We start from the raw sequence: 22,336 nt of genomic DNA on the forward strand, positions 1-22,336 counted from the left end.
CAGGCGAGCAAGCCGATCAGTTCGAGACATACCCCGCGATGACCTGCAACAGTTTAAAGGCTGTGGCTGCATCGTTCTCGACGACCGCCAGAAATTCCTCTTCACCGATCCGTAGGCAGGACAGTTCCGTTTCAGCCACCATGCTCAACGCCCGAGGCTCTTTTCGGATCAACCCCAGCTCTCCCACCAACGCGCCCGCACCAACCGTTGTGATCAGTTGATCGGCCTCGCCCGAACGCGGCAGGTACAATCCTGCCTCGCCCTCAAGGATGACATAGGCGCCATCGGTTGGCTGATCATCCTTCAGAAACACCACCTGGCCAGGTTTCGCTTCGAACCAGCGCGCACCAAAGGCCAGCAGTCGAAGCTGGCGACGGTCGAGCCCAGAGAACAACGGGGTCTGCTCAAGCGCACGCAATTTGCGTACCAGATCGGCAGACGCCGCACCGTCGCCGTCGACGTCGGTTGGGCCTTCACCCGTCACGACCCGGCCCTGACGAATTTCAACATACATGTCGAAAACATCTGGATTTTCGAACGCATCATTTAGATAGATTACAGTAGTTTCGGGCAGCAATTCACGCAGATTTTTATAAACTGCGACCTGTGTCTCCATATCATAGCTGGCAAGCGCGGTTTCCAGGATCAGAATATCCGGCTTTTTGATCGCAGCGCGGGTAAAGGCCAGCGGTTCGGCAAATACCGCAGGCAAGTTCTGGCCGCCAATCGAGACCGGAACATCATAGATCAGTTCCACCACCATCGGTCGCGCCCCGTTCTCGGCCAGAACATCGACGATCAGTTTGCGCGCCTCGTCGGTCCGCGCACCGCCGATCTGGCTGACCTTGCCAAACAGTGCGTTTTCCATGACCGTCAAACCGGGTGCAAAGGCATCTTCATCCAACGGGACGAATACATCGTGCAACGGTTCCAGCAATTTGGCCGAGTGGCTGTGGCGAAGCTCAAGAATGCGGTTCTTCAGCTCATCCGAAAACGCCGGGCCAATCTGCTCGGCCGAGATCACAAATGGCACCGAAAGCAAGCTAGCCAATTGTTCGTCATCCAACCCGTTTGCGCCTTCTTTGCGGGTTTGCTCGACCAATTCAACCGCGGCCTCGTAGGTCTGGGCCTCAAGCCCCAGCTTGCGAAACAAAGGATGATCTGTTCCATCAAGCCCAAATATCTGGCGCAGCATCTCAATTACGTCGCGTGTCAGGCTGATCAGGGTTTCATCCAACCCCAACTCGCGCAACTGGCCCAGAAACACGGTCTGCTGTGCCAGCAATTGCCGTGTCACTGGAACACAAGGGGTGGCAAACAACAGGTTCTCAGCAACGGGTAGCGCAGGGTTATACGCGCAGCGATCGAAAATCAGCGCCTGCTGATCAAGCCCGGCCTCGCGCACCGCCTTCTGAACCCGAGGGCGCAATTCGACCAGTTTTGCTGCCAGTTCCGGGCGTTCATTCGCATCAAACACCTGCTCGGCACCGCGCTGAAACAACGCAGCGCCCGAGCCCATGCCATCGATCAGTTTCAGCCACCAATCGCGCAGCCGCGCCGTATCGTCAAAACCCGCCATTCCGGGGTCAAGCCATTCGGCGTTGAATGGATCAGCACTATTGCCTGCCCTCAGCGTCTCGGGGAAATGCGGATCCTCGGTGGACTTGGACAATGGATGTGACCGCATCGGCATCATCACATTTTCACCCAACGTGCCCTGAAACATTATGGGGCGCGAGGTTGCTAGACCTATTCGTTGGGCAACAACGCTTTGATGCAGGCCAGCCATATTGATGCCGCCGATTTCAATACGGCCAGAGGTTGGCAGTATCTCGCGGGTCAGCAACTCGGTCAGCGCATGGCGATCTTCCTCGCTAGTGGCCGAAATGCCGACCGTTTTACCTGCTGGGAACGTCAGGTCCAGATCATCCAAAACTTGATTGCCGTCGATATCACGAACCGAGACCTGATTCAGTACGATATCGCCATTCAGATGCGGACGATCCGCTGGCTCTCCGTCAAACAGGGCTTCATCAATCATTCCATCCGGTGCGAAACGATCAATCACAACATCCCATCGCAGCGACATGTCCTGCGTTTGATTATAATAGGTCAGCAGTTCTTTCCAGGGTGAGCTCAAGTCTTTGTAAGCCGCCAGCGCAGCCACCAGAGCACCCAGCGAAACAGACCCCTGCAACACCAGCAGGCCACCGACAAGGTAGAACATGAATGGCGTCAGCTGCGATATGAAGTTGTTGATGAACTTCATAAAGAACTTCTTCTGATAGATCTCAAAGCGGATGGCGAACAGCCGCCCCAGCTGATCCGAGATCATCGCCCGCCGATATCGCCAACCGCCATTGGCGCGCAGGGTCGAAGCACCGGCAGCGTTCTCGCCGATCTGGGCAGCCAAAACGCGGACCTCTTGAATGCGCTTCTTGTTCAGAAGATTGATCTGGCGTTGCAATCGCGGGATCAGCCAGGCCTGCAGCGGGATCAACGCCACCGCGGCCAGTCCGAACCAAACGCTTTGGAGGAACAGAAAGGACAGGATCGTGATCATTTGTCCGGCCTGCAGCACGGGCTGACTGATCGCATCCCCCATCAGCCCACCCATCGGTTCGCTTTCAGCGGTTATCATCGAGACCATTTCGCCCTGACTGACCCGCTCAAAATATGGTTGTGGGAAGCGAAGCGCGCGGTTGATCAACTGATAGCGAAAGCGACGCAGCATACGCTCGCTCAGAACACCCTTCATGGTGTTGATACGCATCTTCATCAGCCCGTGCGCCAGCACCGCAGCCAGAAAGGCAAAGCACAGGATCATCAGAAAAGTGGTCTGCGTCAGGCTATAACCCCAGACATCGACAATCTGACTTGTCGCGCCGATTGCGTCATTGATGATGCGCTTGGGCAGCTCCAACGTCAGGTAAAGCAAAGGAAACAAGGTCGACGTCACGGCCAGCAAAATCAACTGGTCGCGCTTCGAGTATTTCCAGATGAACTGAAAGATCGATCGTTCTATTGAACCCGCCCCTACTAACGATCCGCCGCTCAAATCACTGATTTTGGCGTGAATACAACGGGCCGAATTTACCGCAATCGTATCCTCGGAAGCAAATGAATTTCCGATTTGCGCCTAATTTGCGTTGTGTGAACAAGTTCATTTGCGCGTTTCGCGTTTACCCCCTAATCTCCTGATTCAGGACGATATCGGGAGGATTCATTTGCCTGCCAGCTTTGGCGCTGTGTTTCTGTTGCTGTGCCTGCTTCAGATCAAACACATGTTCGCCGACTATTATTTACAGACGCCCAAGATGCTTTCCGGGCGAGGCACGTATTTCCACATGGGGCGCGCGCAACATGCTGCTGTGCATGTTGTGGGTTCGGTCGTGATTTTCGCGCTCTTTCGCGCCCCGATTGAATTCATACTGATCATCGCTGCGTTGGAATGGATCGTGCATTTCCACATCGACTTTGCCAAAGCCAACTATTCTGACCGCAAACAGTTGCAACCCAATCAGGCCGCTTTTTGGCGTGCCGCTGGTCTGGATCAGTTGTTTCACAACCTTACTTATATTGGCATGGCCTGGGCTTGGGTGGCTTTCGCGGCTTAAGCTTCAGGGTACCACCGGTCGGTTCCGCTTGATCGTCCGCAGCACGACATTCGTTTGCGCGCTGGCGACGGCGGGCAATCGAAACAAGAAATCTTCCAGAAACGTGTTGTAAGCAGACAGATTCCTGCACAAGACACGCAGATGATAATCGGCCTGACCAGTCGTGGCGTAGCATTCCTGCACTTCGGGGCTGATCTCGACGGCCCGGATGAAGTCGACAATCTTGTCCGGGTCATGCCGGGTCAGGTGAACATGCACGATTGCTTCGAACGTCAACCCCATCTCGGCAGGGTTCACCAAAGCGCCGTACCGTTCGATCACCCCAGCCTCTTCCAGCGCGCGCACCCTGCGCCACAGGGCTGAGGCTGACATGCCGACAGCATCTGCCAATTCGGCGTTTGAAACCCGGCTGTCATTTTGAAGCAGCGTCAGAATGCGGCGGTCCCGATCATCAAGTATGGCCATCTTAGGAAGATTAATCCGTAATTTTAACTAAATCTGGTGAATTCTATCATAATTTGTAGAACTCGCACAAACTCTGAAACAGAAATTCACCTGCGGGGGGTTAAAATAACCGAACACCAAAGACAAAAACCCATGGACGCGTAGCAATGAGCCACCACGAACCCTCCCCCCGCACCTATCGGCTTGAAGACCGCTATACCCTGACGCAGGGCCGGGTTTTTCTAACAGGCACGCAAGCCTTGGCGCGGATTATGATGGACCAGGCCCGACGCGATCGTCAGGCCGGGCTGAACACGGCGGGGTTTGTCTCGGGCTATCGCGGATCGCCACTGGGCGGGCTGGATCTTGAGCTATGGCGCGCAAAGGACCGGCTGAAGACGGATCGCATCACGTTCATGCCCGCCGTAAACGAAGACCTCGGCGCAACGGCGGTTCTGGGTGCGCAACAGGCCATTTTGGACCCGCATTGCGAGGTCGAGGGCATCTTTTCGATGTGGTACGGTAAAGGCCCCGGTGTCGACCGATCAGGCGATGCATTGAAACATGGGAATGCATATGGGTCTGCGCCAAAAGGTGGCGTGCTGGTCGTGGCAGGCGATGATCATGGTTGCGTCAGTTCTTCGATGCCCCATCAGTCGGATGTGGCCTTCATGTCGTGGTTCATGCCGACATTGAACCCAGCCTCGGTCGAGGAATATTTGGAATTCGGCGAGTACGGGTTCGCTCTGTCCCGATTCTCAGGCACCTGGGTCGGGTTCAAGGCGGTCTCGGAAACGGTCGAAAGCGCACGGTCCGTCGATCTGCCCCCGGATCGCAGCTTTTCCCTGCCGCAGATCGACTTGCCCGAACGCGGCTTGCACGTACGCACCGCCGATTTGCCCTCGCCCGAGATCGAGACCCGCATCCAACACAAGTTGCGCGCCGTTCGGGCCTTTGCCGAAGAAAACCCCATCGACCGGCGTATTTATGACATCGACAACGCGAAGTTCGGCTTCGTGACCACCGGCAAGGGGCACCTCGATCTGATGGAGGCGCTGCGTTTGCTGGACCTTGATGAAGCCGCTTGCCGCCGCTTGGGGATCGACATCTACAAGGTTGGCATGGTCTGGCCGCTGGCCCGTCGCAACGCGTTGCGCTTTGTGAAAGGCAAGGCCGAGGTTCTGGTCGTCGAGGAAAAGCGCGGCATCATCGAAAGCCAGTTCAAAGAATATTTCTATGACTGGCCCGGAGACAAACCCCATAAGATGGTAGGTAAATATGACAGCCATGGCGAACCGCTGATCCCATGGACCGGGGAACTCAGCCCTTTGATGCTGGCCCCTATTGTTGCCGCCCGACTTAACACGTTCTTCCCTGAAGAAAACCTGCCTGCCAAAGCGCGTGCACTGACTGAGACAGAACCGCCCGTGATCAACGTCCCGGGCGCAACACGGACACCCTATTTCTGCTCGGGCTGTCCGCACAATACATCAACCAAAGTTCCAGAAGGCTCTACCGCTGCCAGCGGCATTGGTTGCCACGTAATGGCATCTTGGATGGATCGCGAGACGGTCGGGTATGCACAGATGGGAGGCGAAGGCGTACCCCATGTGGTGGCCTCACAATTCAATGGCGGAAAGCATATCTTCCAGAACCTTGGCGAAGGGACGTGGTACCATTCTGGATCACTCGCGATCCGTCAGGCGGTCGCGGCAGGGACAAATATCACCTATAAAATCCTCTACAATGATGCGGTCGCAATGACCGGAGGGCAACCAGTGGATGGACCTGTCAGCGTTGCAGGCATCGCCCAAACCTGCCGGGCTGAAGGCGTTGCGCGGATCGCACTGGTCTCGGACAACATTGCCAAGTTTCACCGATCCGATTTCCCGGCTGGCACTACGTTCCACGACCGGGCAAAGATGGACAGCCTGCAACGCGAATTGCGCGACATTCCCGGTGTTACGGTCCTGATCTACGAACAGACCTGCGCCACCGAGAAACGCCGCCGCCGCAAGCGCGGTACGATGGAGGACCCCTCGACCTTCGTCTGGATCAATGATCTTGTCTGCGAAGGCTGCGGCGATTGTTCGGTCGCATCGAATTGCCTGAGCGTTGAGCCGCGAGAAACCCAGCTGGGGCGCAAGCGCAAGATCAACTTAAGTTCGTGCAACAAGGATTTTTCGTGCCTGAATGGATTCTGCCCAAGTTTCGTGACCGTTGCAGGCGCAACCCGGCGAAAGCGGGCCATAGATCTGGACCTCGACGCGCTTGAGGCAGACCTGCCAGACCCAAAGCTTCCGTCTTTGGACACACCGTTTGATCTGCTTGTGACAGGCGTGGGTGGCACTGGGGTCGTCACGGTTGGGGCCCTGATCACTATGGCCGCGCACCTGGAAGGCAAAGGTGCCTCGGTCCTGGATTTCACCGGATTTGCGCAGAAATTCGGCACGGTACTCAGTTACATCCGCCTTGGCGCAGCTCCGGATGCGCTTAACCAAGTACGCATAGATCAAGGCGCTGCGGACGCAGTGATTGGCTGTGATGTGGTGGTGAGTTCGGCCCCCAAAGCCTCAGCTCATTATGCCCGCGGGACACGCGTTGTGCTGAACAGGGCTGAGATGCCTACCGGCGATCTTGTCCTGCGCCGCGATGCCCAATTGCGGGTCGATAAGCGGGAACAGGCGATTGCAGATGTGGTTGGGGTGGACAATCTCGCCAGCCTTGACGCAAATGCAATAGCAGAGGCGCTACTGGGGGATGCCGTCTTCGCCAACGTCATTTTGCTGGGTTATGCATGGCAAAACGAGCTGGTTCCGGTATCGCATCTTGCATTGGCTCAGGCCATCTTACTGAACGGTGTAGCCGTCGAAAAAAACCGGCTGGCCTTTGCTCTTGGGCGTTGTCTGGCGGCTGACCCCGACCGCATTCACGGGCTGGCACTACCCGAAGAGGCAAACGGCACCTTGGATCAGGTGATTGCGCGTCGGGTGGCGTTTTTGACAGATTATCAGGATGCCGCATATGCGGATCGCTATGCGCAACAGCTTGAAGCGATCCGCGCGTCGAACCCGAAAATATCCGACGATATTCTAGAATCCGTAGCCCGCAACTTGTTCCGTTTCATGGCCTATAAGGACGAGTTCGAAGTAGCCAGGCTGCAAACGACCCAAAACTTCGACAACGAACTGAAGCAACAGTTCGAGGGAGATTTCAAAACCAGTTACCATTTCGCCCCGCCAATGCTGAGCTGGCGCAAGGACGAACGGGGCCGCCCCCTCAAGTTTGCACTGGGTCCATGGATGCGCCCGGTTCTGCGGGGACTGTCCCGTCTACGTGGTTTGCGTGGCTCGGTCCTGAACCCCTTCGGCTATCACTCCGAAGCGCGACTGCATCGAGATATCCTAATCTGGTACCAATCGCTGTTGGACATGTATCTGACAAACCCCTCCGCCCATTCCGAGACCGAGTGGCTGGACGTGCTGTCAGCTGCGGACCTGATACGCGGTTTCGGTCCAGTACGGGAAGAAAGCTATGAGAACGCGCGCGCGATGGCGCGTTAACCAAGCACCGAGAAACTGCTATCGGTATTGACCGGTCGCTTGCGGGAATAGAAACCGGTGTCGATTGTGCGCCCGATGTAAGGCAGTTCAAACTGCATCGGCTTGTCGTCATGATCCGCACCGCCTTCGACGTAGTCGATCAGCGTAGCCATCATTTTGCCCGCAATCGGCGCGTTCTTGTATTGGTTACCGCTGGTGCCGCAGGCCATGTAAAACCCCGGCAGGCTGGACTTGTCATAGATCGGAATCCAGTCAGTCGAGGCATCATACAAATCCACCACCCCACGGGTTCTGGAGGGTATCCCCAAGCTAGGGACCCGTTGGGCATAACGCATGGCCTGCGTGGTCCATTGATCCGTAAAATCGTGGTTATAGCTTACATCATTTTCGCACCATTGATGCGGATCACAAGCCGGATCCTCGGAACCGATCAGAATATGATTGCCATGTTCTGGACGGCAATACAGCGCGATATCACTATCCGAGACAATTGTTCCTTGCGTTTCGAAATCAAATCCTTCGGGCGCGGGTACATGCACCACCTCCTGCCGCAGCGGGCGGGTTTGAATGGTCATGTCACCCAGAACCCCGGCCATTTCGTTGACAAACGCTGACCCGGGACCGGCAACATTCACCACCACTTTGGCGTGGATTTCTTCACCAGAGGCAAGTCTGACACCTGCGACGCGCCCCTGCTGCGACAGGATTTCGCGTACGTCTGCGCCTGTTCGCACTTCGGCACCATGCAGCTTGGCGGCATCCATCAGGTTTTGCGCCGACAAGGCCGGATCGGTCACATAACCTGCTTTCGGCCAGAATACTGCGCCCTGAATCCGATCTCCGTTCGGTTGGCCGAACTCCGGATCATCCATGCGCCGCGCCGGGGCAAAGCTGTCCAGAGAATAGATCGGCAGACGTTCGGTAATCCGCTCAGGCGTCCATTCTTCAAACGGACAATCCAGTTCGGCGCTGTACTTCTTATGTTTCTCAAGAAACCCATTGGCCTCGGTCTTGACGACCAAACACCCGGTCTCACGAAACTGCGCCAAATCGGCTGTGTCGGGCAAGCCCAGATAGTTCGCCCAATCACGCCAATAGTGATAGCCTTCCCAGGCGAACGCGGTTCCATCGAGGGTCGAATAATGCATCCGAATTATCGCGCAAGAGCCTGCGGTCGAGCCATGCCCAACCTGCGCATTGCGATCCAACGACAGAATTTTCCAACCGGCCTTGGACATCTCGAACGCGATGGCGGCTCCGATCACACCGGTGCCAATGATGATTGCGTCAGGTTGGTTCATGTCCTGCCCCTTCCCAGAAACGTTTCGCATACGCGCTGAATTCGGTGATTTCCTCGGGTCGCGGTTCGACCCCTGTAAAAACATAAAGGTAGTGTGGAACCATCGACAGCCTGATCGCCAATGGTTCGTTTAACTGCGCCAGATCATATCCGATCTGCATATAATATAGCACCCGCGCCCGCGTCTCTGCCTCGGTCTCATCATAGTTGAACCGGATGAACATCGCGCGCAGCGCGGCCAGGCGACGGGCATCGGACTGGTCCAGCATACGCCGCACCTTTCCCGATCTTCGTGCCCAATCCCGCACAGCAAAATCAAGCGCCGTATCAAATAGTTCGGTATTCACAACGCAGCGCTGAACATTGCACACCGCAGCCGTGATCGTTTCAGCAGGCAATTCGGATTGAGCGATCAAGGCCGCGGTATTTGTCGCCTGCCACCGCGCCAGCAGAGCATCCAGCAATTCCTGCCGCGACTTGAAATACCAGTAGAATGATGAGCGCGAGACCGCCATCCGCTCGGCAAGGTTCATGACTTTCACCTGCTCGACCCCGTCCGAAATCAGGACGTCCATGGCCACGTTCAGCCAATCATCGCGCGTGACCTTGACGTTACCAATCAGTGGCTCAGCTTCGGGATCGTCCCTGTGCAGGATGGGTTTGGTGTTCATTCAACTCTCCGGCGGTGCGCCGCCCTCTTCTGTACGGCGCGCTATGAAATCCTTCAACGCACCAAGGCGATCCGTATCTGATGCCGGTGCTTTGAAATTTGCCAGGATTTCCTTCCAAACACCGGTCGCGCGGTGGTTGGCGTCGATCGCACCACGCTCGGTCCAGGTGCCGAAATTGGCGTAGTCATGCAGGTGCGGTTCATAAAACGCGGTATTATAGCGCTCCATTGTCTGGCTCGTGGCGAAGAAATGTCCGCTGGGTTCAACCTCGCTCAGCGCTGAGTCAAAGCCGATCTCAGCCCCACAGGCCTGTGCCCCTGCACAAAGCTCGGCCACCATGTTCAACACTTCGGCATCGCAGATCATCTTCTCGAAAGATACGGTCAGGCCACCTTCGAGCCATCCGGCCGAATGAATGATCACCGTAGCCCCGGCCATCAGGCAGCCCCACAGGCCGAACTGGTTTTCATTGGCGGCCTGAACGTCGTTGATATTTGCCGCAGACCCCGCCGCAGACCGCCAGGGCAGGCCCAGATACCGGGCCAACTGGCCCGCTGCCAAAGACGCCTGAAAATGCGAGGGTGTCCCGAATGCAGGCGCCCCTGATTTCATGTCGACATTGCTGGTAAAGGTCCCATAGCACACCGGCGCACCGGGGTTGGTAAGCTGGGTCAGCGTCAAGGCCGCAAGCGCCTCGGCATGGGACAGCGTGATGGCCCCGGCCACCGTGATCGGAGCCATTGCGCCCATCAGGGTAAAGGGTGTGATGATCGACATCTGACCATGGCGCGCAAAGTCGATCAGCCCCTGAGCCATTGGAATATCCAGCGTCCGCGGGCTGTTGGTGTTGATAATCGTGTAACAATGGGCGTTAGCGCGGAACTCCTTGTCAGACAGACCTCGCGCCGTCGAGAGCATCTCGAAGCAGTCCATCACTTGCGGCGTGCCTCGCGAGAAGAAGAACGGGAACTTATCCGTCAGCTCCATCTGCGCTTGTGTGGTGAAATAGTGCCGCACATTGGTTGGCACGTCCTGCGGTTCGACCTGCGGTGAGATCATCTGGAAGACATCAAAGTGATGAGTGAGCTTTAGGAACTCCAGATAATCCTGCCCACTCGCTGGCCGCCGACCGCGTTCCAGATCGGTCGCGTTTGGAGCGCCAGCCCCGGGTTGGAACACCAAAGAGCCCAGCTCCAAAGTGAAATCCCGGTGCCGCGCGCCCGCCCGGCAGCCGATGGATTTCGGAGCTGAGGCCACCGCAGCCTCAACCATATCCCGCCCGATGAAGACCATTTCGCTGTCTTCATCCACGCGGGCGCCACCCTGCGCGTAGATTCGCCGCGCTTCGGGCAATAGAACTTTCACGCCCAACTCTTCCAGCGTGCGCAATGCGGTGTCGTGCATATCTGCAATCTGATCCGTCGGGAACACTTCCATCTGTGGAAACGGATTGCGCAACTGGCGATAATTCACCTCGCGACTAGATTGCGGGGCGGCATCGGTCCCGCGCCCGCGCCGTCGGCGTCTTTGGCCCAAGTCCGACATGGTCAACCTCGCATCGCTTTGCCAAGCGGGTCATAGGGCGACGGCGCAATCACGCGGGCCGGGCGTTCGACACCGACCACATGCACCGACAACTCGGTGCCTGGTTCAGCCTTGTCGCGGTCGACCAAAGCCATGGCCAGCGACTTGCCCGTGTAGTGGCCATAGCCACCCGAAGTCACAAATCCAACGCGCTCTTCCCCGGCCCAAATCGGTTCATACCCACTGGCATCTGCGTCCAGCGCATCAACCTCAAGCGTCACTTGAACTTGCGCCGGACCGTTGCCATCGCGTTCAGCCAGCGCAGCCTCTTTGCCAACGAAATCCTTGTTCCAGTCGATCCAGCGATCCATTCCGGTCATGCCTGGCGTGTAAAGCTGAGTGAATTCTGCAGACCAGATACCAAAGCTCTTCTCAAGCCGCGTCGACAGCATCGCGTTGAATCCGCATTCGCGGATACCGTCCCCGGCCCCAGCCTCAAGCAGCATCCGGCGCAGTTTGATGTGGTCGCCATAGCGGCAGTTTATCTCATACCCTTTTTCGCCCGTCACCGACATACGCGCCACACGGGCACGCACCAGACCGATATCAAAGTCGCCGCAGCCCATAAATTTCAGGCCTGAGATATCCTGTTCTGCCAGTTTCTCGACCACAGCCTGCGATTTCGGCCCAACCACGGCAAAACCGCAATATTCCTCGCCCAGATCGCGGATATTCACGGCGTCCATCATGTGATCATTGAACCAGCGCATATGCCATGCGCGCAGATAATAGCTACCCATGATCCACCAGGTCCCGTCGCCCCAGTTCAGCACGGTCAGATCACCCTTGAGGCGACCGTTTTCACCCAGCATTGGAGCCAGTTTGGCACGCCCCGGTGCAGGCAGTTTCGACGCCATGATCCTGTCCAGCCAAGCCTCGGCATTTGGCCCAGTGACCTCAAAGCGCGAAAAGCCCGAGATATCCAGTAGTCCCACGCCTTCGCGGATGGTTTTGCACTCCTCAGCCACGATGTCGTGCGCATTCGAGCGTTTCAGCGTCGGCGTCTCTTCAAAGCCTTCGGGCGCAAAGTAAAGCGGCACTTCCAGATCCCAACTGACGCCCCATTTGCACCCTGCCTCGGTCATTGCATCATGGGCTGGGGCCATCTTCAGCGGGCGACCTGCGGGCAGTTGCTCGTTCGGGTAAGTCATCACGAAACGACGGGAATAGAACTGACCGGTTGTTTCGCGGATGTAGCGTTTGTTCTGAGCGAAATCGCCATAGCGCGCCACGTCCATAGGCCATGCGTCGGCCTCAGGCTCGCCATGAATCATCCACTCGGCCAGCGTCTTACCGACGCCGCCACCCTGCAGGAATCCGGCCATCACCGCACAGGCTGACCAATAACCGCGCTTGCCTGGGACCGGACCGACCAGCGGGTTACCATCGGGTGAGAAGGTGAACGCGCCGTTCACCCATGTTTTGATGCCAACATTCTGGATCGACGGGTACCGTTCAAAGCCCAGCGTCAGCTCGTTCTCGATCCGGTCGAGCTGTTCCTGGAACAATTCTTCACCGTAGTTCCACGGCGCACCGTCCATAGCCCAGTGCTCGTGATCGACCTCGTAGATGCCCACCAGAACGCCCTTCTGGTCCTGTCGCATATAGGTGAAGCCTTCAAGATCAACCGTCATCGGCATCTCGAAATCCGCCTCGGCCACCTCAGGCACCGTATCGGTGATCAGATAGTGGTGTTTCAGCGGCGAAACCGGCAGCTCCACTCCGGCCATGCGCCCCACCTGTTTGGCCCAGAGGCCAGCAGCGTTGACCACATGTTCACAAGTGATAGTGCCTTTGTCGGTCACAACTTCCCAACCATCCGCAGTCTGCGTCAGGCTTTCGACCTTGGTTTCTTCGTAGTATTCCGCGCCGCGTTTCTTGGCCGCTGTTGCATAAGCCTGAACCGTACCGGTTGTATCGATGTAACCTTCGCGATCCGCCCACATTGCGCCCAGCACGCCGTCGGTGGACATGATCGGGCAGCGTTTCTGCGCCTCCTCTGGCGACAACAACTCACAGTCGTCAATGCCGATGGACTGAAAAATGCGGTAGTTGGCCTGCAGCCACTCCCACCGTTCGGGCGTGCCCGCCAGCGTCAGGCCGCCGGTCATGTGCAGGCCGATATTTTGGCCCGATTCTTTTTCGATCTCGCTGAGCAGATCAATCGTATAGGCCTGCAGCGACGCCATGTTCGGATCTGCGTTCAGCGCATGGATACCGCCCGCCGCGTGCCACGAAGACCCCGAGGCCAAACGCCGCCTCTCCAGCATGACCACATCTGACCAGCCAAACTTGGCGAGATGGTACAGAACCGAGGCGCCGACAACGCCGCCACCGATGACTACGACACGATACTGAGATTTCATCCTGCGCTCCCCTGCATGACTCGCAGAGGACGCTAGAGGCACTGTTCACTTCTGTCTAGACATTTCTGTACAGTTCGAGGGACAGCACCCGGATCAGCTTAAAGCCGGGCGCTCGGACGTGTCTGAACGGCATCAAACCAGGCGCGTGTGGCCGTGTTCTCTTCTGGGATACGCATCTTGATGACACGTGCGAAATCGACAAACACAAATGTGGTGATATCGGCCAGAGAGAACATATCACCCGCAACGAAACCGCTCACTTGCAGACGGGCCTCAAGCAAATCGAAGAAGGCACGCACCCGCTCAGCCCCCCGCTGCGCTAGTTCAGGGATTTGCGCGTGGTTTGCAGGCCCGGTGATCGCGCGGTCTTTGAACGAAGGATGGGTGTTGCGCAATGTTTCCGCGATTGGTGCGCCACATTGTTGTTCGGCGATGGCATTCCACATCAGAATTTCGCCTTTTTCATCCGGCGTTTGCCCCATCAAGGCAGGTTCCGGAAAGCGCGCCTCGAGATAGGCGGCGATGCCAAGATTTTCTGTGAGCGTGGTACCTTGATCCGTAACAAGCACAGGAATCGTTGCACCAGGGTTCACAGCCCGGAAAGCATCGCTAAGCTGTTCACCCTTGGCGATTGAGATATCGCGGGTGTCAATCTTCAGCCCCTTTTCCGCGATAAACATCCGGGCACGGCGCGGGCTTGGCGCGGTCGAGCAATCGTAGAACAGCATTTTGACGGTCCCCTCCAAAGCTTCACGCCTCAGACGTTAGACCGGCCCGGTACTACAGCGCGAGTCGGATCACACAGTGACCCTACGGCAGATCAACGCCGGTAGATGAAACAACGTCCCTCCACCGCGCCTGCAGGCAGCGGCACTTCGGTCAGTGTTTCGAAATACATACGATCGCTGGAAACCATCAGTCCATCCCGCGCCAGAAGCGGTTCGATCAAAGGTGAGACGAGGCGGGCAAAAGCATCATTCTTTTGCCGGTTGTGTCCCCCAAGATCGGCATGGATCAGACTGGCTGACGCGCCAAATCGCGTAACCGAAGCAGGCAATGTTTCGCGCACATCACCGAGAATCACCAGATCATCGGGCGGTGTCGAATCGGGATGAGACGCAACGGCCCGTTCAAAAACATAAACAGGACGGTCCTGAATGTGCTTAACCATGTGGTGATATGTGCGCCCATTTCCCAATCCCAGCTCAAAAACCGGACCGGGCTGCCCCGTGGTCTGCGCGATGGCAAAGTCCAGACAAGCACGTTGCGAGACCATTCGGTCAATGAACAGATCCAATCGGCTTTGTTGCTCGGACACGGGGCACCTCTTTCAAAATCATTCGACACCAGTCGGGGGGCGATTGCGCCTTTGATGGCAAAAACTCAAGACTTTGTGTAGCCATACGGCCCGAGTTTCACGATTCCGCGACAATTCGGGTGAAGAAGGTGTTTGACTACGCCGCCCCAACCGCGCGAAACTGCTCAAAAAAGACAGGGAGTTCACAAAGCCGATGTTTTCTAGCGGCCAGACGGGTGGAAAACCCGCATGAGTGCGTTGTTGTCCGTTCGGGATCTCAGCATCGGCTTTGGCACGGGTCCATCCGTTGTCCAAGATGTCAGCTTCGAGGTCGAACCCGGGCAGACACTTGCATTGGTTGGAGAATCCGGTTCGGGCAAAACGATTTCCTGTCGCGCTGCACTGCGTATTCTGCCGCGTACCGCCCAGATCCGTAGCGGAACGATCACGCTGAACGATTCCAAAGGCACCGCTAATCTGATCGAACTGAGTGAAAGACAGATGCGTGGTATTCGCGGCAATCGGGTTTCTATGATTTTTCAGGAACCGATGCGATCTCTGTCACCGCTTCACAAAATCGGAAATCAGGTCAGCGAAGTTCTTTGGTTGCATCGCGGCGCATCCGATGCACAGGCCCGCAAAGAAGTTCTGACCCAGTTTGAGAGGGTTGGTTTCCCCGACCCTGCCCGCGCCTACGACAGCTATCCGTTCGAGCTGTCCGGCGGCATGCGCCAGCGCGCCATGATTGCCATGGCCATGGTGTCCAAGCCTGAATTGCTCATCGCGGACGAGCCGACAACAGCGCTGGATGTTACCACCCAAGCGCAGGTTCTTGGGCTGATCAAAGAGCTGCAGCGCGAGACCGGTATGGCGCTGATCCTTGTCACCCATGACCTGGGTGTAGTTGCTAACATGGCCGAGCGGGTGGTCGTCATGCACAAAGGCCGCGTGATGGAAGCTGGCCCGGCAGCACCAATTCTGAATGATCCGGCGCACCCCTATACGCAGCAGCTGTTCGACGCTGCGCCTGAGATACCCGATCAGGATGCCGTCGGCATACCGATGCCCGACGAGGACCTAATTCTGCAGATGACCGGGGTCTCAAAGACCTACACGATGCGATCGAGCAAAGGTTGGAAAGCCGACAAACTGATCCATGCCTGCCGGGGCGTAGATATGAAGCTGGCGCGCGGCAAGACGCTTGCAATCGTTGGCGAAAGCGGGTCTGGCAAGACAACCGCCGCCAGAATCGCTCTGGGCGCTGAACTGCCCGACCCGGGCGGCGAAGTTCTGTTCAGAACAACAAGGGATTCCGAACCGATAACGGTTCACAGTATGACACGGACCGAACGCACCGCGTTTCAGCGCAAGGCGCAAATGGTGTTTCAGGATCCCTATAGCTCTCTTAGCCCCCGTATGCGCATTCAGGATGCCATGACCGAGCCGTTGGAGATACACCGCCTCGGCACCGTGGCAGAGCAGCGCGACAAAGCGGCCGCGATGTTGCAGCGGGTCGGGCTGAATGCCGATATGCTCAAACGCTATCCGCATGCGTTTTCTGGTGGACAACGACAGCGCCTGTCTATCGCCCGCGCAATGATGCTGGACCCGGCGCTGATTGTTTGTGACGAGCCAACCTCGGCACTGGATGTATCCGTTCAAGAGCAAATTTTGACCCTGCTCGAAGAACTGCAGGACAGTCTGAACCTGTCTTACCTGTTCATCTCACATGATCTGGCCGTCGTCGCGCGCATTGCCGACGAAGTCGCCGTCATGCGCCGAGGTCTTGTGGTGGAACAAGCCCCACCCGAAACTCTGTTCTACAATCCACGTCATCCCTATACCAAGGCACTGATTGCCGCCCAGCCGGAACCAGATATCAATCGCCCGATTGATCTGAAACTGGTTGCGTTAGGTGCCGGTTCTCCCGACAGTTGGGATGACGCCTTTCGATTTTCCGACTCCGTGATACCTTCTTTGGTAGAGTTGGAGCCCGGCCATAAGGTACGTTGCCATGTTTAAGACCACTCACCGATTGATTCTGGCCGCGTCGCTGGCCATCGCAGGAATGCTGCCCGCTGTGGCAGAAATTCCGTCTAATCTTCAGGAAAACGCGTTCTGGCAAACCGAGGTTGAAAGCGGCGACCTGCCACCGGTTGCTGAACGTATTCCGCAAGATCCGCTGATCGTGGACTTAGCCGCCAAAGGTCGCGAATTCGGCGTACCCGGCGGTACACTGCGCACGATGGTCACCCGGTCCAAAGATATTCGGCAAATGGTGGTCTATGGCTACGCAAGGCTTGTGGGCTTCGATCAGGATTACAACATCGTCCCGGATTTGCTGGCTTCTTTCGAAAACGAAGACAATCGCAAATTTACTTTGAACCTGCGACCCGGCCACAAATGGTCAAACGGATCCGCGTTCACATCCGAAGACTTCCGGTATTGGTGGGAGGATGTGGCCAACAACGAATTGCTCAGCCCTTCAGGCCCACCAGATTTCCTGCTGGTTGAAGGCAAAACACCCACCGTCACCTTCCCCGACGAAACAACAGTTGTATTCGAATGGGATGACCCCAACCCGAATTTCCTGCAATCACTTGCTCAGGCGCGGCCGCCCTTTATCTATCGACCGTCTGAGTTCCTTAAGCAGTATCACGAGAAGTTTGCAGACCCCGAAGAACTGGCATTCAAGGTCGAAGATGCGCGGGTAAAAAGCTGGGCGGCGCTGCATAACAAGTTGGACAATCTATATAAGTACGACAATCATGAACTGCCGACGTTGCAGCCATGGCTCAACGCAAGTTCGGGCAAGAAAATCCGGCACAACTTTGTCCGTAACCCTTATTACCATCGGGTGGATTCAAATGGGGTTCAGCTGCCCTATATCGACGTAGTCGAAATGGAAATCGTCGCACCGGGTTTGGTTGCGGCCAAAGCAAATGCGGGTGAAACTGACTTGCAAGGTCGCGGATTGGCATTCCGCGATGCCTCGATCTTGAAAAAGGGCGAGGCTGAAGGTGGATACAAGACGCTTCTGTGGAAAACAGGCGTCGCGTCGCAGATCGCGATTTATCCCAATTTGAATTACACTGACGATGCATGGCGCGAGGTTCTGCGCGATGTACGTGTACGCAGGGCACTGTCGCTCGCCATTGATCGCAAGACGATCAATCAGGCGCTCTATTTCAAGCTGGCCCAACCCGGCGCGATGTCGGTTCTGCCCGCATCGCCCTTCTACGACGAAGCGAATGCGCAGGCTTGGGCACAGTATGACATCGACAAGGCGAATGCTCTGCTTGATGAGGCTGGGCTGACCGAGCGTGACAAAGATGGTATCCGATTGTTGCCCGACGGGCGTCCGATGGAGCTGATCATCGAAACCGCAGGTGAGCGGCAAGAGGTTGAAAATGCCCTGCAGATCGTCACGGATACCTGGCGTGAGATAGGAGTCGAACTGGTCATGCGACCATTGGATCGAGACATTCTGCGCAACCGGGTCTTCTCGGGCAATACAATGGCGTCGGTCTGGTTCGGCTGGGATGACGGCATTCCGCAAAGCCACACATCGCCGGCCTATCTCGCCCCGACCGATCAGGTCTTTCTGGCATGGCCTAAATGGGGCCAATACTATCAGACAAATGGAGGGTCGGGCGAACCACCAGACATGCCCGAGGCCGAACTTCTCATGAAGCTTGCCCACGATTGGGAAATCGCCTCCACGGATGAAGAACGCGGCGCAGTCTGGTCTGAGATGCTGAAAATTCACGCCGACCAGCTTTATGCGATCGGCATCCTGAACGGCGCACCGCAGCCTATTGTCGTGTCGAACCGCCTGCGCAATGTGCCTGAGCAGGCCATGTGGGCATGGGAACCCGGCGCACATTTCGGCATTCACCGTCCCGACGAGTTCTTCTTCGCCGACTAATTCAGGAGCAGCTAAATGGTCATGCTGCGCTACGCGGTGTATCGCTTTTTCACGATGCTGCTGACATTGCTGGTGGTGTCGGTTCTGATTTTCGTGATCATCAACCTGCCCCCCGGCGACTATCTCAGCAACCAGATCGCCGAACTGCAGGCTTCAGGACAGTCCGCCGGTGTCGCCAAGGCCGAGTTTCTGCGCAAGGAATACTCATTGGACCGGTCGTTGCCCGAGCAGTACCTGATCTGGATGGGCTTCTGGCCCGGACCGCATGGGTTCGAGGGCCTGTTACAGGGCAATTATGGCTGGTCCTTCGAATTCGACCGCCCCGTGCGCGAGATCGTGGGCGATACGCTCTGGTTGACGGTTGTGGTCAATCTGGCCGCCATTTTATTCGTCTATGCCGTTGCTCTACCATTGGGGGTCATCGCTGCGGCCAGATCACGGACGTGGATCGACTATACCTCGGCCTTTGTAGGCTATCTGGGTCTTGCGACCCCGAACTTCCTGTTGGCGCTGATCCTGTTCTACTATGGCCATCGCTATTTCAACCTGCCCATCGGCGGCCTGATGGACCCTTCCTTTGAGGGACAACCGATGAGTTGGGACAAGTTGAAATCCATCCTTGTCCACCTGATCGTTCCAACCTTCGTCATCGGAACCTCGGGTGCTTCGGCCATGATGCAGCGCCTGCGCGCCAATATGCTGGATGAACTAGGGAAACCTTATGTCGAAACAGCAATCGCCAAGGGCATGTCCCCATCGCGGATGCTGACGAAATACCCATTGCGCGTGGCCTTCAACCCGTTTGTCGCCGACATTGGCAACCTGCTGCCCTCGATGGTTTCAGGGTCGGTTTTGGTCTCGGTAGTTCTGGGTCTGCAAACAATCGGCCCGACCCTGCTGACTGCCTTGAAAACGCAGGACCAGTTCCTGTCGGCCTTCATTCTTATGTTCGTGGCTCTGCTGACGCTGATCGGCACCATGATTTCCGATATCCTTCTGGTCATGCTTGATCCGCGCATTCGTTATGAGGGGCGCGAAGCATGACCGACAAACCAGATGATCGCTATGTCGACGACGCACCATTTGACCCGCAGGCCTCTATTCAGCAGCTTGAGCGCGCAGATCTCGATGCCCCTAATTGGGTGCTGGTCTGGCGCAAGTTCAGGACCCACAAGCTGGGTCTGATTTCTGGCCTCTTCTTGCTGCTCTGTTACTTGATGCTGCCTTTTGCGGGCTTTATCGCCCCCTACGGCCCCAATGACCGGAACGGAGAGCACCTGTATGCTCCACCCCAGTCGGTCAACTGGTTTCATGAGGGGAAGTTCATCGGCCCCTACGTTTATCCAATAGTTGCAGAGGCGGACCTTGAAACTTTCCAGTGGAAATTCGTCGCTGACACGGAAGACCCGCGCCCAATCCGGTTCTTCTGCGAAGGGTCAGAATACAAACTCGCAGGGCTGATCAAATCCGATACGCATCTGTTCTGCGCACCCGAAGGGGCCACGCTGTTTCTGTGGGGCTCGGACCGTCTGGGCCGTGATGTATTCAGCCGCATCCTATATGGCGCGCAACTGTCGCTGACAGTGGGCCTGATCGGCATTTCGGTATCCTTCTTCCTCGGCATCCTGTTCGGATCAATGGCCGGGTATTTCGGAGGGCGCATCGACTGGACCATCAACCGTGTGATCGAAATCCTGCGCTCGCTGCCGGAACTTCCCCTCTGGCTGGCCTTATCCGCCGCGGTGCCATCAAATTGGAGCCCGGTCGCGGTATTCTTCATCATCTCGATCATCCTCGGCATTCTCGATTGGCCAGGCCTTGCCCGATCTGTCCGCGCAAAATTCCTGTCTCTCAGAGAAGAGGAATACGTACGTGCGGCCGAGATGATGGGCGCAAGTTCCGGTCGTGTGATCCGAAAGCACCTGCTACCCAATTTCATGTCGCATCTGATTGCCTCGGCCACGCTATCAATCCCTGCGATGATCTTGGGCGAAACCGCCCTCAGCTTCCTTGGCCTTGGGCTGCGCGCCCCGGCGGTCAGTTGGGGCGTGATGTTGAACGACGCGCAGAACCTCGCCTCAATCGAAATCTATCCATGGACCGCGATCCCGATGCTACCGATCATCGTCGTGGTGCTGGCCTTCAACTTCCTTGGCGATGGGCTGCGCGACAGTCTTGACCCCTATCAGCAATGAGCTTGCTGTCCGCCCTCCCCTCAACTGACACCTACAGGGTCAATGGGGCGGGTGCGCGGCCCAGCGCCTTCGCGGTTTCGGAGCTGGCGACGGCCAGTTTTGCGGCAGTCGGGCAGGAGCTGTCGCGCCTTGTGACAGCCTTGAACCTGACGCATACGCCTCCGGAGGTGGCCGTAGATCATCGACTGGCCTCCTTGTGGTATGGCTTTTCCTTCAAACCCGAAGGGTGGGATATGCCCAGCCTTTGGGACGCGATTGCTGGCGACTATCAGGCCTCTGATGGGTGGATCAGGCTGCACACCAACCTGCCCAGTCATCGTGCCGCCGCCCTGAACGTTTTGCAAGTCGCGTCGGACCGTGCGCTGGTATCGCGCGCGGTTCGGGATTGGAGCATCTCTGAACTGGAAGCCGCGATTGTCGCCGAGGGCGGCGTCGCTGCCGCAATGCGCAGCCGCTCTGAGTGGCATGACCATCCGCAAGGACGCATATTGGCCCGCGAGCCGTTGATCGGATGGCAGGGGCCACGCAATATTCAGCTACGTGATCGGCCTCAGGCGACTGCCGCGCGACCTCTTGCTGGGCTGCGTGTGCTCGATCTGACCCGCATTCTGGCCGGGCCCGTCTCGACACGAACACTCGCGGGATTCGGCGCCGAGGTCCTGAGGATCGATCCACCCGGCTGGGATGAACCTGGCGTCATTCCTGACATTTCTCTCGGCAAGCACTGCGCCTATCTGAACCTGAAATCACCCGATGGAAAAGCAAAACTGCAAGAGCTGCTGGCCCAAGCGGACATATTTGTCCACGGGTATCGGCCCGGCGCTTTGGACGCACTCGGTCTGGGCAAAAACATGCGGGATCAGCTTGCCCCCAACAGGGTTGAAGTCACGCTCGACGCCTATGGCTGGCAAGGACCATGGGCAGCGCGCCGCGGTTTTGACAGCCTTGTACAGATGAGTTCCGGAATCGCACATGCAGGGATGGGTTGGGCGGGGGCCGACAAGCCAACTCCGTTGCCCGTTCAGGCACTGGATCACGCAACTGGTTACTTGATGGCAGCCGCCCTGCTCTCGGCGCTCGCCGAAGCCGCATCTGGACACGCTGTTATGGATGCCAGGCTCTCGCTGGCGCGCACCGCCGAATTGCTGGCCACCCTCGCCAAGAGCGAGCCCGGTGACGAAATTACCGAGGCGCTGCCTGTCGATTATGCGGATGCGTTTGAACCTTCCGGGTGGGGGCCCGGCTATCGATTGAAGCCGGCGCTAACTGTTGGATCCGCAGAGATGCACTGGGCTTTGCCTGCGTCCAAACTGGGAACTTCGCAGCCCACTTGGACGTCACTTACCGCTTAAAGCTGCCCCCGCGCGGGAC

The 22,336-nt window shown here is 57.2% G+C and carries 15 protein-coding genes; 7 read left to right on the plus strand and 8 right to left on the minus strand.

Translation table 11 applies throughout. The features are described from left to right. Positions 1-16 precede the first annotated feature (16 nt). Positions 17-3,058, minus strand: a complete 3,042-nt coding sequence (locus ACR0L9_RS13810) for an ABC transporter transmembrane domain-containing protein (protein WP_480895880.1) — start codon at positions 3,056-3,058, stop codon at positions 17-19. Between the two features lie 169 nt (positions 3,059-3,227). On the opposite strand from ACR0L9_RS13810, the gene ACR0L9_RS13815 reads away from it, so the two are divergent. After that, positions 3,228-3,617 (plus strand): DUF3307 domain-containing protein, encoded by a 390-nt coding sequence (locus ACR0L9_RS13815; protein ID WP_170397621.1) that lies wholly within the window; start codon positions 3,228-3,230, stop codon positions 3,615-3,617. A 3-nt stretch (positions 3,618-3,620) separates the two neighbouring features. On the opposite strand, the gene ACR0L9_RS13820 is transcribed toward ACR0L9_RS13815, so the two are convergent. Next, positions 3,621-4,082, minus strand: coding sequence for an Lrp/AsnC family transcriptional regulator (locus ACR0L9_RS13820; RefSeq protein ID WP_170564520.1), 462 nt, complete (start codon positions 4,080-4,082; stop codon positions 3,621-3,623). Positions 4,083-4,228: 146 nt separating this feature from the next. Between ACR0L9_RS13820 and ACR0L9_RS13825 the strand changes: the two genes are divergently transcribed. After that, positions 4,229-7,624: an indolepyruvate ferredoxin oxidoreductase family protein gene (locus tag ACR0L9_RS13825; RefSeq protein ID WP_480895881.1), complete on the plus strand. Its 3,396-nt coding sequence runs from the start codon at positions 4,229-4,231 to the stop codon at positions 7,622-7,624. On the opposite strand, the gene ACR0L9_RS13830 is transcribed toward ACR0L9_RS13825, so the two are convergent. From ACR0L9_RS13830 to ACR0L9_RS13855, 6 genes are all read right to left on the minus strand, one after another. Further along, positions 7,621-8,925 (minus strand): NAD(P)/FAD-dependent oxidoreductase, encoded by a 1,305-nt coding sequence (locus ACR0L9_RS13830; protein WP_480895882.1) that lies wholly within the window; start codon positions 8,923-8,925, stop codon positions 7,621-7,623. The genes ACR0L9_RS13825 and ACR0L9_RS13830 overlap by 4 nt on opposite strands. Continuing rightward, complete coding sequence (locus ACR0L9_RS13835) at positions 8,912-9,595, minus strand: TetR/AcrR family transcriptional regulator (protein WP_170397633.1); 684 nt, start codon at positions 9,593-9,595, stop codon at positions 8,912-8,914. The genes ACR0L9_RS13830 and ACR0L9_RS13835 overlap by 14 nt, the downstream gene beginning before the upstream one ends. After that, complete coding sequence (locus ACR0L9_RS13840; RefSeq protein ID WP_480895883.1) at positions 9,596-11,140, minus strand: trimethylamine methyltransferase family protein; 1,545 nt, start codon at positions 11,138-11,140, stop codon at positions 9,596-9,598. It abuts the gene before it with no gap. A gap of 2 nt (positions 11,141-11,142) precedes the next feature. Next, positions 11,143-13,545, minus strand: a complete 2,403-nt coding sequence (locus tag ACR0L9_RS13845) for a GcvT family protein (RefSeq protein WP_170733310.1) — start codon at positions 13,543-13,545, stop codon at positions 11,143-11,145. A 98-nt stretch (positions 13,546-13,643) separates the two neighbouring features. Beyond that, the gene (locus ACR0L9_RS13850) at positions 13,644-14,273 is read right to left on the minus strand and encodes a glutathione S-transferase (RefSeq protein WP_170511268.1); all 630 of its coding nucleotides are present in this window, start codon (positions 14,271-14,273) and stop codon (positions 13,644-13,646) included. Positions 14,274-14,365: 92 nt separating this feature from the next. After that, the gene (locus ACR0L9_RS13855) at positions 14,366-14,863 is read right to left on the minus strand and encodes a class I SAM-dependent methyltransferase (protein WP_170397645.1); all 498 of its coding nucleotides are present in this window, start codon (positions 14,861-14,863) and stop codon (positions 14,366-14,368) included. Between the two features lie 228 nt (positions 14,864-15,091). On the opposite strand from ACR0L9_RS13855, the gene ACR0L9_RS13860 reads away from it, so the two are divergent. From ACR0L9_RS13860 to ACR0L9_RS13880, 5 genes are read left to right on the plus strand one after another with little or no spacing between them, the layout of a single operon-like run. After that, positions 15,092-16,864 (plus strand): ABC transporter ATP-binding protein, encoded by a 1,773-nt coding sequence (locus ACR0L9_RS13860; RefSeq protein WP_170397648.1) that lies wholly within the window; start codon positions 15,092-15,094, stop codon positions 16,862-16,864. Beyond that, positions 16,857-18,770, plus strand: a complete 1,914-nt coding sequence (locus ACR0L9_RS13865; RefSeq protein ID WP_170818128.1) for an ABC transporter substrate-binding protein — start codon at positions 16,857-16,859, stop codon at positions 18,768-18,770. Before ACR0L9_RS13860 ends, ACR0L9_RS13865 begins: the two co-directional genes overlap by 8 nt. 15 nt (positions 18,771-18,785) lie before the next feature. Further along, entirely contained in the window at positions 18,786-19,814 is a 1,029-nt protein-coding gene (locus ACR0L9_RS13870) for an ABC transporter permease (protein WP_170397654.1), read from the plus strand. Then, positions 19,811-20,965, plus strand: coding sequence for an ABC transporter permease (locus tag ACR0L9_RS13875; protein WP_480737160.1), 1,155 nt, complete (start codon positions 19,811-19,813; stop codon positions 20,963-20,965). The genes ACR0L9_RS13870 and ACR0L9_RS13875 overlap by 4 nt, the downstream gene beginning before the upstream one ends. Next, a complete protein-coding gene (locus tag ACR0L9_RS13880; protein WP_480895884.1) occupies positions 20,962-22,317 on the plus strand; it encodes a CoA transferase in 1,356 nt (451 codons plus the stop codon). The genes ACR0L9_RS13875 and ACR0L9_RS13880 overlap by 4 nt, the downstream gene beginning before the upstream one ends. The last annotated feature ends 19 nt before the right edge of the window (positions 22,318-22,336 follow it).

It is taken from the genome of Ruegeria sp. I3 (assembly GCF_056532525.1).